The organism is Sphingopyxis sp., from assembly GCF_050725615.1.
Classification (GTDB): Bacteria; Pseudomonadota; Alphaproteobacteria; order Sphingomonadales; family Sphingomonadaceae; genus Sphingopyxis.
The window spans coordinates 23,037-36,250 of sequence record NZ_JBOHHU010000038.1 but is presented as its reverse complement, the minus strand read 5'-3'; the positions used below and the strand labels follow the sequence as shown (position 1 = coordinate 36,250).

The window sequence follows — 13,214 nt, the reverse complement described above, 5'->3', positions numbered from 1 at the left end:
AGCACGCAACTGGCGATAGGCGCTGATCCAGGTCAGCGCGAGGCTGCCCAGATCATAGTCGATCTGCGCCGAACCGCCGTAATTCTCGATTTTGTTCGACGACAGGAAATTGTTGTAGACGTCGTACGAGAAGGGATTGTTGGCATCGACGCTGGGGCCGCCGGCCAGCGCGTTGGTGATCGCGACGGTGGGCCCGGCGATGACGTTGCCGGCGATGCAGCAATTTTCGTCGATCTTGTCATAGTCGCCGATCAGGCGGATCGACAGCGCGTCGGTCGGTTCGAACAGGAGCTGGCCGCGCACGCCATAACGATTGCGATCGTTGACGTCGGTGTCGAGCTTCAGGTCCTGAGCATAGCCGTCGCGGCGATTGTAGTTCGCGCCGAGCGAGAAGGCGATGGTATCGCTGATCGGGCCGGTGACGTCGCCCTTGATCGTGACGGCGTTATAATTGCCATAGGTCGCCTCGACCGAACCGCCGAATTCATATTGCGGCTTTTGCGTGACGATGCTGATGACGCCCGCCGAGGCGTTCTTGCCGAACAGGGTCGACTGCGGGCCGCGCAGCACTTCGATGCGCTCGACATTGGGAAGGTCGCCGATCTGGGCGGCCGACCGCGAACGATAGACGCCGTCGATGAACACGCCGACGGACGGTTCGATCCCGGCGTTGTTGGCGCCGTTGCCGAAGCCGCGGATGATGAAGTTGGTGTTGGCGCTCGACTGCAGCTGCGACACGCGCAGGCTGGGAACCGACGACTGCAGGTCGATGAGGTCGCGGATCTGCGACTCTTCCAATTGCGCTGCGGACGTCACCGAGACGGCGACGGGCGTGTCCTGCAGCGTCTGGGCGCGCTTCGAAGCGGTAACGATGATTTCATTGCCATAATCGACGACGTCGTCGGCGGGCGCGGCGGCCGTATCGTCGGCGGGTGCGGCGTCCTGGGCATAAGCGAAAGCGGGGGTGGTTGCGGCGCACAGCATGGTGGCGCCCAACAAGATGTTGCGCAAGGTCATGGGATGTCTCTCTCCAACCCACCGGAACGCGGCCTTGCGGCCAAAGGAGGGGATGCTCCGGCGGGAACTCGTCGCTCTAATCGCGCGGCTCGCCGCGTCAACGCGGCACATGGTCGCGCCCCGGATTTTCCGGCGATTAGTGACCAAAAAGCAACAGTTTGTGCTGCAACAAAAGCGCCGATGCGCGGGACATGCGCGCGCCCCATCCTTGAGCGGGCCGGGTCTTGCGAACCGTCGGCGACGCTATCGACGACATCTCCCCGAAAGCGACCGCCGGCAAAGAGCGAGTCGACCAATGCGGCCCCGCTAAAATTCCAGCAGCGCGAGTGTGGCCGATTTTTGTATCCGGGTCGTTTCGGCGAGGATAGCCTCTCGCGACATGCCTGTTTCGGCGTGGAGCAATTCGGTCGCGACATAGCCGAACTCGACGAGCATCCGCATGCGCAACCATATCTGATCGCGCGGACGGCCGGGCAGAAAAGGCGCGAAAGCCTCGGCCAACTTGTCCGTCACATAACGGTGCGATTCGATTCGGATATGCTCGAGGCGGGGACTGGAGTGCAAAGCCCGTTCGATCCAGACCCCGCCCGGTTCCGCCTCGGTAATCTCCGCAGTCTCGCGCAACAGGTCGCCGCTATGTTCGGCATAAGCCTGGATGCCGCCACCTGAATGCCGCTCGAGCCAACGGACGAGTGCGTCATTCTGGCGACCCATCAGCCGTTCGCCCAGCGCCGCGATGACCTCATATTTGTCGCCGAAATAATAATAGAGCGCAGGCGGCGTCACGCCCGCGCGCTCGCAAATCAGGTTCGTGGTAACCCGATCGATGCCAAGCTCGCCAAGCAACTGCCCGGCCGTGTCGAGCAGGCGTTCGCGCGTCGACGGCTTGCGAGAGCCCATCGGCCCGTCCTTGGGTATCGGTTTTGCCACCGCGCTTTCCGTCTTTCGTCGTTCGGCCTTCATCCGGCGTGCCTAGCATATCGAGCGGCCTGCGTCGCAACACCCATATTGCACCTATATAGTAAATACTATAATATAGCAAAAGCTATAACGGGTCAGGGGATGAAAAATGTTGAAAATCAGGGATGAACTGCGAATCTCCATTGCGTTGCTGTCGATGATATCGGCGTCGATGCCGGCAGCGGCCCAAGCGCAAGACACCGCTGCGGCATCTGACGAAGGGATTGGCGACATCGTCGTCACCGCCCAGCGCCGCGAACAGAATTTGCAGGATGTCCCCGTTGCGGTGACCGCCTTCTCGGGCGACACGATCGCCGACCTCGGCATCCGGTCGAGCGCGGACATCGCGGGCGTCGTGCCGAACCTCGAAATCGGCCTCCCCGGCGGTGAGGGCAACCAGCCGCTGATCTATATTCGCGGCGTCGGGCTCGCCGACACCAATTCGAACAATGCCGGGCCGAATGGCGTCTATGTCGACGAAGTCTATGTGAGTTCGCCGGGCGCACAGACCTTCCAGCTGTTCGACCTCGACCGCGTCGAGGTGCTGAAGGGCCCGCAGGGTACGCTCTATGGCCGCAACGCGACCGGCGGCGCGATCAACTTCATCACCGCCAAGCCCGGCAAGGATTTCCAGGCGCGCGCCTCGCTCTCCTATGGCTCGTTCGACACGATCAGCGGCGAAGCGGCGATCGGCGGCCCGATTTCCGATCATGCGCGCTTCCGCATCTCGGGCACCGGCACCCATTCGAACGGCTATGTCCACAATCTGCTGACCGGCCGCCGCGAGAACGGCCAGGGCAGCTTCGCGCTGCGCGGCCAGCTCGCGCTCGACATCGCCGACAATCTCGACGCGCTGATCAGCGTCCATGGCGGCAGGGTCGATGTGCGCTCGCCGCAATATCGCAGCCTCGGCCTGCTCGATCCGGCGACCGGTTTCACGACCCCCTGCGCGCCCGACGCGATCATGGCGAACCAGTGCGGCAATGTTTTCGGCTATGTCAGCCCCGAGGGCTTTTATGACGGCAATTACAACCGCAGCGACCGGTTGGTGGTCAAGAACTGGGGCACCTCGGTGCGGCTGGGCTGGGATCTGGGCCCGGTCACGCTGACGTCGATCGCGGCCTATGACCGCAACGACAAACTGCACCGCGAGGACACCGACGCGAGCCCGAATTCCATCCTCGACATCGATTATGGCGTCCGCTCGGAAAGCTTCACGCAGGAGCTGCGCCTGTCGGGTTCGGGCGGCGGCCTCAACTGGGTCGCGGGCGTCTATTATCTGGGCGAGACGCTGAAGCAGAATCAGACCGCCGACCTGTTCGCCGAGCTGCGCGCGCTGACGCCCGACGGCGGCGCCGATACCGGCGGTGCGACGACCGGCGGCGCCCCGGTGCTGTTCTCACGCACGCTCAACCGGCAGACCACCGATGCAACGTCGATTTTCGGTCAGATCGAAATCGAGCTGATGCCCGCGCTGCGCGCAACGATCGGTGGCCGCTACAATTACGAGCGCAAACGCTTCACCGCCGCCGCGCAGCTCGAGGATGATGTGATCGACGGCACCCCCATCCCCGGCGGGGTGCTACCGCTCTATGCCTTCAACAATCGCAAATCATTCAAAAATGCCTCGTTCAAGGTCGGCCTCGACTATGACATCACCGAGGACGTGATGACCTATGCCAGCGTGTCGACCGGCTTCAAGAGCGGCGGTTTCAACGGCGGTTTCCTGAGCTTCGATCCCGCCGAGGCCGCAGTGCAGGCGCAGCCCTTCGAGGAGGAAACGCTGACCGCCTATGAAGTCGGCCTTAAGTCGACCCTGCTCGACCGCCGGCTGCGCTTCAATGCGGCGGCCTTTTATTATGATTACAAGGATCTTCAGCTCTACACGCTGATCAACACCGGCGCGATCCCGCTCACCCTGCTCGACAATGCCGCGAACGCGACCATCTACGGCGCCGAGTTCGAGCTGATCGCCAAGCCCGCCGACCGGCTCGACATCACGCTGAACCTTGGCCTGCTCGACACCGAGATCAAGGATTTCACGAGCGCGGGCACCGACTTTTCGGGGAACCGGCTCGCGCTGTCGCCGACCGTCACCTTCAGCGGGATCGCCAATTACGAGATCCCGGTTTCGGACGGGATCGCGCTCGCGTTCCAGCCCTCGGTTTCCTACCGGTCGAGCCAGTTCTTCTCCGCCGACAACAGTCCGCTGCTCGAACAAAAAGGCTATTGGCTCGTCGGCGGGCGCATCGCGCTCAAGGATGAGGACGGACGTTGGGAGGTAGCGCTGTTCGGCCGCAACCTGACGCGCAAGAAATATATCAACTATGCCGTCGATCTCAGCGACTTCGGCTTTATCGAGCAGTTTCGCGGCGAACCCCGGATGTTCGGCGTCGAGCTGCGGGCTCAATATTGATGCGCGCGCTGCTGCCGCTGTCCGCCGCGCTCCTGCTCGCCGCGTGCCAGTCGGAGCCGCCGGCGAAGCCGCTGACGCCTGCACAGAGCGCGGCGCTCAAACCCGCCGACGCGCGCATCGCCGGACTCTACGAGCAATCGTGCAAATCGTGCCACACCGTCGCCGACACCGGCGCCCCGCTCGCGGGGGATCGCACCCTATGGGATCAGCGCTGGGCAAAGGGAGAGGATGTCCTGCTCGGCAGCACCGTCCGCGGTCTCAACGGCATGCCGGCAGGCGGCCAATGCTTCGCGTGCACGCCCGACGACTATAAGGCGCTGATACGCTTCATGGCGGGGAGGAACTGATGGGCAAGGTAACACGGCGCGCGCTGATCGCGGGCGGCGGCGCGATCGGCATCGGCGCGATCGGCGCCGGCGGCCTCGCGGGACGCAACTGGCTGCGCAACCGCGAGCCCGAAGCCTTCGCGGCGCAGGACGCCCAGGGCCATCTCCTCTGGTCCAACTGGTCGGGCAGCGCCCACAGCTATCCCGAAAAGCGCGCGGCGCCGGCCAGCGAGGACGAATTGCTGTCGATCCTGACGAAAGCGCCCGCACCGGTGCGGCCGGTGGGTTCGGGCCACAGCTTTACCGCGCTCGTCCCGACCGACGGCACCTTGCTGACGCTCGACGGCATGGCCGGGCTCGTCGGCCATGATGCGGCAACACACCAGGCGACGGTGCGCGGCGGCACCCGGCTCGCCGACCTCGGCCCCGCGCTCGCCGCGATCGGGCAGGAGATGATCAACCTTCCCGACATCAACAAGCAGTCGATCGCCGGCGCGATCGGAACCGGTACGCATGGCACCGGACGCGGCATCCAGGCGGTGCACGGGTCGGTCATCGCGATGCGCATCGCAACCCCGACGGGCGAGATCATCGACTGCGACCGGACCAACCGGCCCGAGGTCTTCGACGCCGCGCGCGTCGGGCTCGGCGCGTTCGGGGTCGTCACGCAGGTGACGCTCCAGAACCAGCCGCTGACGCGCGTTCGCAAGCGCGTCGAGGTGCGTCCGACCGAGGACATATTCGACGAGTGGCCGGCGCTGCGCCAGAAGCATCGCAACGTCGAATTTTATGTCCTGCCCTTCACCGGCCATTCGGTGACGATCACCCATGACGTGACCGACAAGCCGGTGAAACCGCGCGGCCCCGATGGCGATGTCGAGACGCTGATGGGCCTCAAGCAGCTGCGCGACTGGTTCGAATTCGCGCCCGCGCTGCGCCGCAAGCTCGCGGCCGAGGAGTTGGCGAAGATCCCACCCGAGGAGGTCGTCGACGAAGGCTGGAAACTCCTCTCGAACGAGCGGCCGGTGCGGTTCAACGAAACCGAATATCATCTGCCGATCGAGGCCCAGATTCCCGCGCTGCGCGAGATTCTCGCGGCGATCGAGGAGCATCGCAGCGACGTCTTCTTCCCGATCGAGGTTCGCGTCATCGCCCCCGACGATGCCTGGCTTTCGCCCTTTTACGAGCGTGAAAGCGGGTCGATCGCGGTCCATGCTTATTATCGCGAGGACCATGATTTCTTCTTCAGCATCGTCGAGCCGATCTTCCGCCGTCACGGCGGCCGCCCGCACTGGGGCAAGCTGCACCGCCTGAAGGCGCGCGACCTCGCTCAACTCTATCCGCGCTGGAAGGAAGCGCGCGAGGTGCGCGCCGCGCTCGATCCGGAGGGACGGATGCTCAACGACTATCTCAAGGCGGTCTTCCTCGATGGCTGAACCCGAACGCAAGACACGCTGGACGCGCCGCGCCGCCATCGCCGGCGGCGGGCTGGCGGTGGTGGGTGGCGGCGCCCTGCTCGCCTCGCGCAAGAGCGACCATGGCGGGGCGCACGACCGCTATTTCGCGGGCCTGTCGGCGGCGCTCCGCAAGGCGGGGATCGCGCACCCGGTGCTCGTCATCGATCAGGCCCGGCTCGACCGCAATATCGCCGCCGCGCACAGCACCCTGGCGCCCTCCCGGCTCGCGCTGCGCGTCGTGGTCAAGTCGCTGCCCGCGACCGGCCTTATCGACCATGTCGCACGCGGCATGGCGACAAACCGCTTCATGGTCTTCAACGGGGCGATGCTGGGCATCATGGCCGCCCGACCGGATGCCGACCTGCTGCTCGGCAAGCCGCTGCCCGAAGCCGAGTTCGCCGGGTTCGTCGACAAGGTCGGCGCCGAGGCGGCGGGCCGCATCCAGTGGCTGATCGATACGCCCGCCCGGCTCGGTCAATATGCCGCGATCGCCGCCGCGCGCGCCATGGTCCTGCGCGCCAATATGGAGATTGATGTCGGTCTCCATCGCGGCGGCTTCGCCGATGCCGCGTCGCTCTCGGGGGCCATCGACATCGCCCGCACCCTGCCGAACGTCACCGTCAGCGGCCTGATGGGCTATGACGCGCATGTCAGCAAGATGAGCGACCCCGACGACGCCTATGCGCAATCGCAGACGCGCTATCGCGCCGCGATCGGCGTTCTGCGCGAAAAGCTGGCCGTCGATCCCGCGACACTGACGCTCAACGGCGCCGGCAGCCCGACCTATGCGCGCCATGCGCAGGGCACCGCCGCCAACGAGGTATCGGTCGGGTCGGCTTTCGTGAAGCCCGCCGATTTCGACCTGCCCTCGCTCGCACGCCATGCTCCGGCAAGCTTCATCGCCACGCCGGTGATCAAGGCGGGGGGCATGGAGCTTCCCGGCAATGAATGGCTCAGCGGGCCGCTGACCTTCATGGACCCTAATGCCGCCCGCGCCTTCTTCATCTATGGCGGTCACTGGCTCGCGACACCCGTGTCGCCGCCGGGGCTCCAGTTCAGCGACCTTTACGGGCGCTCGAGCAATCAGGAAATGCTCACCGGATCGACCAGCGTCGCGCTGAAGCCCGACGACCATGTCTTCTTCCGCCCGAACCAGAGCGAAGCGGTTTTCCTACAGTTCGGCGACATCATCCTCTTCGATGGCGAGACGATCACGGGCACTTGGCCGACCTTCGCGCCGTCGGCCTGAGGGCCGCCGTGATCGCCATGGCGATCCTTGTACTCTGGGCGCGGCGAGGCGTCCGAAAGCGGGCGCCGGACATGGTATCCGGCGCCCGTCTTTCCGCTACCCGCGAATGAATTTCAGCAGATCGGCGTTGACGACATCGGCGTTGACCGTGAGCATCCCGTGGGAGAAGCCGGGATAGATGATCAATGTGCTGTTCTGCAGCAGCTTGTCCTGCATGATCGCCGCGCATTCATAGGGGACGACCTGATCATCGTCGCCCTGCATCACCAGCATGGGGACCGTGATCGCCTTCAGATCGTCGGTCTGATCGGTCTCCGAAAACGCCTTGATGCCTTCATAATGCGCCTTGGCGCTCCCCATCATGCCCTGACGCCACCAGTTCCTGATCACGCCTTCGGACGGCTCGGCGCCGGGACGATTATAGCCGTAAAAGGGGCCTGCCGGCACATCGAGGAAGAATTGCGCGCGGTTGGCCGCGAGCCCGGCGCGGAAACCGTCGAACGCCTCGACCGGCGTGCCGTCGGGATTGCCGTCGGTCTTGACCATCAGCGGCGGCACCGCGCTGACCAGCACGGCTTTTGCGACGCGGCCCTGCGGCTGGCCCGGGCACACGACATCGGCGCAACCGCATGATCGCCGAGGCGCTGGACGCGATTGCCGATGGCCTCGGGATGACCTCTGGACAACTTGCGCTGGCATGGATCATGTCGCGCGGCGTCGTGCCCATCGTTGGCGCTACCCGTCCCGACCAGCTGAAGGAGAACCTTACCGCGGTCGATGTCGCGCTCGACGCCGACACGCTGGCCGCCCTCGATGCGGCCAGTGCGTTCGACGCCGGCCACCCTTACAACATGCTGGATTGGGATATGTCCATGGCGCTCGGATATGGCGGGATGTTCGACCATATCGATATCCCACACTTCCCCAATCAGCGCTAGGTCATGTCTGGCCGAAAGCGGTTGGGCAGCTTTGGAAGGCAAGCGCGCGATAGCTGCCACTGCAGCCTGGGAATTGTCATCATCTGTTAATACGGACGTTGCCCGCTTCCTTATCGACGGCGGTCCGTCCCGATCTTAAAACCCGCTTCATCCCCGGCGCCGGAATCTGTCGTGTGTTGCCATATTCCCATATTTCTAGCGGCCCAGCGACTTCACCATCTGTTCGCGCATCGCAAATTTTTGAACCTTGCCAGTCACGGTCATCGGAAATTCGTCGACGAAGCGGATGTGCTGCGGGATTTTATAATGGGCGATGCGGCCCCGACAATGGGCGCGCACATCGGCTTCGGTCAGCACCGCGCCCGGGCGCACGATGATCCAAACGCAGAGTTCCTCACCATATTTCTCGTCCGGAACGCCAACGCCCTGCACATCGGCAACGCCGGGATGGGTGAGCAGAAATTCCTCGACCTCGCGCGGATAGATATTCTCGCCGCCGCGGATCACCATATCCTTGATCCGTCCAACGATCTGGCCATATCCCGCTTCGTCGATGACCGCGAGGTCGCCGGTGTGCATCCAACCGTCGGCGTCGATGGCGTCGGCGGTACGTTCGGCATCGTCCCAGTAACCGAGCATCACCGAATAACCGCGCGTGCACAGCTCGCCCGTCTCGCCGCGCGCGACGACATCGCCCGCCAGGTCGATCAGCTTCACCTCCAAATGCGGCTGGACGCGTCCGACTGTCGATACGCGTAGCGCAAGCGGGTCATTGGTGGCGCTCTGGAAACTCACCGGGCTGGTTTCGGTCATCCCATAGGCGATCGTGACCTGATCCATGTGCATCCGGTCGATCACTTCGCACATCACCGCCATCGGACATGGCGATCCCGCCATGATCCCCGTGCGCAGCGAAGACAGGTCGAAGCGCGGGAAATCGGGATGATTGAGCGCGGCGACGAACATCGTCGGGACGCCGTAAAGCGCGGTGCAGCGTTCGGCCTCGACCGCCTGCAGCATCGCGCCGGGGTCAAAGGATTCGGACGGATAGACCATCGTCGCGCCATGGACGGCGCAGGCGAGGTTGCCCATCACCATCCCGAAACAATGATAGAGCGGCACCGGGATGCACAGCCGGTCGGCGGCGGAGAGTCCGATCCGCGCACCGACAAAGGCACCGTTGTTCAAGATGTTGCGATGCGACAGCGTCGCGCCCTTGGGAAAGCCGGTGGTGCCGCTGGTAAACTGGATATTGACCGGCATGCCGGGTTCGATCGCAATATCGGCGAGAGGACCCACATCATCGCTCGCGAGGTCCGCAAAGGGCAGACAGCCGGCGTGGGCGTCGTTGCCGAGCACAACGACGAGCCGCAGGTCGGGCAGTCGCGCGGCGTGCAGCGCCCCAGGCGCTGCTGCGTTCAGTTCGGGCGCGATCTCTCCCAACATCGCGACATAATCGCTGCTCTTGTGCGAGGGCGCGAGAATCAGCGCCGCGCATCCGACCTTGTTCAGCGCATAATCGAGTTCGGGGACGCGATAGGCGGGGTTGATGTTGACGAGGATCAGCCCGGCCTTGGCGGTCGCGAACTGGACGACGACCCATTCGGCGCAATTGGGGGCCCAGATGCCGACGCGATCGCCGGGCAGCAATCCGCGTTGCAACAGCCCCGCCGCGACGGCATCGACGCGTGCGCTGAGTTCGCTCCAGTTCCACCGGATATTCTGATGACGGACGACCAGCGCGTCGCCGTCGGGATAGCGGGCGACGGTCTGGTCAAAGCGATCACCGATCGTCATCTCGATCAACGGGGCGGTATCGTCGCCGCGAACAAAGCTGTCGGTCATGCGTCGGCTTTCCTGAATTCCTCATCGCGCAATTCCTTGCGCCTGATCTTGCCACTGACCGTCTTGGGCAGGCTGTCAACGAACTCGATCCGCCGCGGATATTTATACGGTGCCGTGGTCGCCTTCACATGATCCTGCAGCGCCTTGGCGAGTTCGTCCGACGGGCTGTGTCCGGCCGCGAGGACGATGAACGCCTTCACCACCTCACCGCGGGTCGGATCAGGACTGGCGACGACCGCGCTTTCGGCGACGGCTTCATGTTCGAAGAGCACGCTTTCAACCTCGAAGGGCCCGATACGGTAACCCGACGACAGGATAACATCGTCGGCGCGGCCGACGAACCAGAAAAAGCCCTCGGCATCGACGGTGGCGCGGTCGCCGGTCAGATACCAGCCGTCGCGAAACACGCTGGCGGTGCGATCGGGGTCGCCGCGATAGCCGAGGAACAGGCCGGGCGGCAGCCCTTCGCCGACGCGCAGCGCAATATCGCCTTCCTCATCATGCGGCAGGATTTCGCCGGCATCACCAATCACGGCAAGATCGATACCCGGCGTGGGACGCCCCATCGCGCCTTGCCGCGCGGCGCCCTCACGGTTGCAGCACAGCAGCACGGTTTCGGTCTGGCCATAGCCATCGTGGATATCGAGCCCGGTCACGCGCTTCCACAGATCGATCACCTCGGGGTTCAGCGGTTCGCCCGCACTGACGCAGCGCCGCAGGCGCAGGAATGTGCGGCCGTCCAAATCGGCGCGCACGAACATGCGATAGGCAGTCGGCGGCGCGCACAATGTCGTGACCGGATAGCGTTCGAGCAAGTCCATCGCGGCGGCGGGGTCGAACCCGGGCGCATGGTTGACGAAGATCGCCGCACCCATCAGCCAGGGCGCGAACAGGCTGCTCCACGCCGCCTTCGCCCAGCCGGTGTCGGACATGTTCCAGTGGAGGTCGCCTGGACCGAGGTCGAGCCAGAAGCGGCCGGTGATTTCGTGCGCGAGCGGATAGCCCGCGCCGTGAATCGTCATCTTCGGCTGTCCCGTCGTCCCGCTGGTGAAATAGCAAAGGGCGGGGTCGTCGAATGCAGTGTCGGCGATCTCGGCGAGTGGCTCAGCCAATTCCTTTGCAGCGCTATAATCGATCCAACCCTGTCGGGGGCCGCCGATGTGGATCAGCGGGACCCCGGCGTCGATCGGGGTTTCGTCGACGCGTGGCGCGACGTCGATCCCGGCGACGATGCAGCGCGCCTCGGCGGCCTGGTAGCGATAAGCGATGTCCTTTGGCGTCAACTGCAATGTGCCCGGCGACGCGATCGCACCGAGCCGCACGCAGGCGAGCATCAGTTCCCACCATTCGATCTCGCGCGACATCAGGATGAGCACGGTGTCGCCGCGCCGGACCCCGGCGGCGCTCAGGACGGCGGCGGCGCGCGCGCTGTTTTCGGACAGCTCGGCGAAGCTGCGGTCGACGACCGTTCCTTCGCCGTCGACCCACAGCATGGCACGATCGTCCGGCCTTTCGCGAGCGCGCCGGTCGATCGCGTCGCGTGCGAAATTATAGTGCGTCGGCGGATCCCACTTGAAGGTTTCGCTCATCCGCCGCGCGCCACGTTGATGACCGACAATTGTGTATATTCGGCCAAGCCTTCTTCCGATTGCTCGACGCCGAGGCCGGAGGATTTGACCCCGGCCATCGGAATGTGCGGGCCGATCGCGACATGCTGGTTGACCCAGACCGATCCGCTTTCGATCCGGTTGGCAACCGTCGCCGCGCGGTCGACGTCCGACGACCACACCGAAGCACCGAGACCATAGGATGACGCATTGGCACGCGCGACGACGTCGTCGATATCCGAAAAACGGATCACCGGCAGGATCGGACCGAATTGCTCTTCGTCGACGATCTCGTCGCCGTCGGTGACGTCGCGGACGATCGTCGGACGCAGGAAATAGCCCGCGCGGTCGATGATTTGGCCACCGGCGACGATCGTTCCGTCGTTGCGCGCACTTTCGAGGAAGGCTTTCACCTTTTCATATTGCGCCTTGTTCTGGATCGGGCCGATCTGTGCGCCCTGCGCGAGACCGTCGTCGACCACCGCTGCCTCGGCGAGGCGCGCGAGCTCGTCGCACATCGCGTCATAGATGCTGTCATGGACATAGGCGCGCTTGATCGCGAGACACACCTGCCCGCAGTTCAAAAAGGCGGCGTTGAAGATGCCCTGCGCAGTGGCACGGACGTCGACGTCGTCGAGGACGATCGCGGGGTCGTTGCCACCGAGTTCCAGCGTCAGGCGTTTCAGCCCGTCGGCGGCGCTCGCCATGATCTTCTTGCCCGTCGCGGTCGATCCGGTGAAGCCGATTTTGGCGATGCGCGGATCGGCGGTCAGATAGCCGCCCAGATCATTGGCGTCGACGATGATGTTGACTACTCCGGCGGGGAAGATGTCGCGGCACAGCTCGCCCAGCATCAGCGCAGTGACCGGGGTCGTCGGCGCGGGTTTCAGCAAGATCGTGTTGCCGGCAAGCACTGCCGGGCCGATTTTCCAGCAGGCGACGAGCAGCGGGAAATTCCACGCGATGATCCCCGCGACGACGCCCAGCGGCTTGCGGCGTATCTGGATCAGCCCGTTTTCGTCGTCCTGGATCGTCCGCTCGGCGATCTCGAGCGTCGCATAATGGCGCAGATAGCCTTCGGCCCATGCGATTTCACCCTGCGCTTCGGCGAGCGGCTTGCCCTGTTCCTGCGTCAGCGCGCGGGCGAGCGCCTCGCTGTTGGCGACGATCGCGTCGGCGAGCGCGCTGATCTTTGCCCGCCTGTCCGCCATCGAGGTTGCTGCCCATGACGGAAAGGCGGCCGCGGCAGCGGCGATCGCTTCGTCGGCCTGTCGTTCGGAGGCGCGGGCGACCGTGGCGAACACCTCTTCGGTCGCGGGGTTGAGGACGTCCATCCGGCTATCGCCATCGACCAGCCGTCCGCCGATCAGCATTTTATAGTCAGGCATGTCGCTCTCCG

The 13,214-nt window shown here is 64.6% G+C and carries 10 protein-coding genes and 1 pseudogene; 5 read left to right on the top strand and 6 right to left on the bottom strand.

The window, feature by feature from the left end:
• Window positions 1-1,017 (bottom strand): TonB-dependent receptor (locus ACREB7_RS10835; RefSeq protein WP_431592286.1); only part of this gene is annotated, 1,017 nt, incomplete at its 3' end.
• A gap of 306 nt (window positions 1,018-1,323) precedes the next feature.
• Window positions 1,324-1,917 (bottom strand): TetR/AcrR family transcriptional regulator, encoded by a 594-nt coding sequence (locus tag ACREB7_RS10830; RefSeq protein WP_431592285.1) that lies wholly within the window; start codon window positions 1,915-1,917, stop codon window positions 1,324-1,326.
• A gap of 169 nt (window positions 1,918-2,086) precedes the next feature.
• Between ACREB7_RS10830 and ACREB7_RS10825 the strand changes: the two genes are divergently transcribed.
• The 4 genes from ACREB7_RS10825 to ACREB7_RS10810 are packed head-to-tail and all read left to right on the top strand — an operon-like array spanning window position 2,087 to window position 7,425.
• A complete protein-coding gene (locus ACREB7_RS10825) occupies window positions 2,087-4,393 on the top strand; it encodes a TonB-dependent receptor (RefSeq protein WP_431592284.1) in 2,307 nt (768 codons plus the stop codon).
• Window positions 4,393-4,740 (top strand): c-type cytochrome, encoded by a 348-nt coding sequence (locus ACREB7_RS10820; protein WP_431592283.1) that lies wholly within the window; start codon window positions 4,393-4,395, stop codon window positions 4,738-4,740. The genes ACREB7_RS10825 and ACREB7_RS10820 overlap by 1 nt, the downstream gene beginning before the upstream one ends.
• Complete coding sequence (locus ACREB7_RS10815) at window positions 4,740-6,155, top strand: D-arabinono-1,4-lactone oxidase (protein WP_431592282.1); 1,416 nt, start codon at window positions 4,740-4,742, stop codon at window positions 6,153-6,155. The genes ACREB7_RS10820 and ACREB7_RS10815 overlap by 1 nt, the downstream gene beginning before the upstream one ends.
• Entirely contained in the window at window positions 6,148-7,425 is a 1,278-nt protein-coding gene (locus tag ACREB7_RS10810) for an alanine racemase (protein WP_431592281.1), read from the top strand. Before ACREB7_RS10815 ends, ACREB7_RS10810 begins: the two co-directional genes overlap by 8 nt.
• Before the next feature lie 96 nt (window positions 7,426-7,521).
• Here ACREB7_RS10810 and ACREB7_RS10805 read toward each other — a convergent pair.
• Window positions 7,522-8,028 (bottom strand): annotated as a pseudogene (locus ACREB7_RS10805) (alpha/beta fold hydrolase); the annotation flags it as partial.
• A gap of 26 nt (window positions 8,029-8,054) precedes the next feature.
• Here ACREB7_RS10805 and ACREB7_RS10800 point away from each other — a divergent pair.
• Window positions 8,055-8,363 carry an aldo/keto reductase gene (locus ACREB7_RS10800; RefSeq protein ID WP_431592280.1) on the top strand — a complete coding sequence of 103 codons (309 nt, stop codon included), beginning with the start codon at window positions 8,055-8,057 and terminating at the stop codon, window positions 8,361-8,363.
• Window positions 8,364-8,558: 195 nt separating this feature from the next.
• Here the strand turns inward: ACREB7_RS10800 and ACREB7_RS10795 are convergent, their stop codons facing one another.
• Genes ACREB7_RS10795 through ACREB7_RS10785 form a run of 3 tightly spaced genes read right to left on the bottom strand, consistent with a single transcriptional unit; the run spans window position 8,559 to window position 13,203 of the window.
• Window positions 8,559-10,208 carry an AMP-binding protein gene (locus tag ACREB7_RS10795; RefSeq protein WP_431592279.1) on the bottom strand — a complete coding sequence of 550 codons (1,650 nt, stop codon included), beginning with the start codon at window positions 10,206-10,208 and terminating at the stop codon, window positions 8,559-8,561.
• Window positions 10,205-11,797 carry an AMP-binding protein gene (locus ACREB7_RS10790; protein WP_431592278.1) on the bottom strand — a complete coding sequence of 531 codons (1,593 nt, stop codon included), beginning with the start codon at window positions 11,795-11,797 and terminating at the stop codon, window positions 10,205-10,207. Before ACREB7_RS10790 ends, ACREB7_RS10795 begins: the two co-directional genes overlap by 4 nt.
• A complete protein-coding gene (locus ACREB7_RS10785) occupies window positions 11,794-13,203 on the bottom strand; it encodes an aldehyde dehydrogenase family protein (RefSeq protein ID WP_431592277.1) in 1,410 nt (469 codons plus the stop codon). Before ACREB7_RS10785 ends, ACREB7_RS10790 begins: the two co-directional genes overlap by 4 nt.
• Between the last annotated feature and the right edge of the window lie 11 nt (window positions 13,204-13,214).